1 protein-coding gene is annotated in these 419 nt (G+C 65.2%); it reads left to right on the forward strand.

Features of this window, described 5'->3' with window-relative positions:
• Positions 1 to 419, forward strand: a 419-nt coding sequence (locus JWH17_RS23350) for a cation:proton antiporter domain-containing protein (RefSeq protein WP_205225104.1), incomplete at both ends; no start/stop codon positions are given.

The following is a 419-nucleotide window of genomic DNA, read 5'->3' on the forward strand; positions in this document are numbered from 1 at the left end:
AGATCACCGTTGCGCTGGTGCTGATCCTGTTTCTGGGGCAGAAGCTGCTGTCGCGCTGGTTCCATCTGGTGGCGGCGCGGCGCTCGCAGGAGCTGTTCATGCTGAACCTGCTGCTGGTTACGCTGGGCATGGCGGCGCTGACGGAGCGGCTGGGCTTGTCGATGGCGCTGGGCGCCTTCTTGGCCGGCATGCTGGTGTCGGAAACGCCTTACAAGCTGCAGGTGGAAGAAGACATCAAGCCGTTTCGCGACGTGCTGCTGGGCCTGTTCTTCGTGACGGTCGGCATGCTGCTGGACCCGCGCGTGGTCTTCGAGCACTGGGCGCTCGTGCTGGGGCTGGTGATGGCGCCGGTGCTGTTCAAGTTTGTGCTGATTGCGCTGCTGGCGCGGGTCTTCGGTTCCGGTGGCGGCGCGGCGATC

Origin of the sequence: Desulfogranum marinum, assembly GCF_016918565.1 — a bacterium.
GTDB classification, from domain to species: domain Bacteria; phylum Desulfobacterota; class Desulfobulbia; order Desulfobulbales; family Desulfobulbaceae; genus Desulfogranum; species Desulfogranum marinum.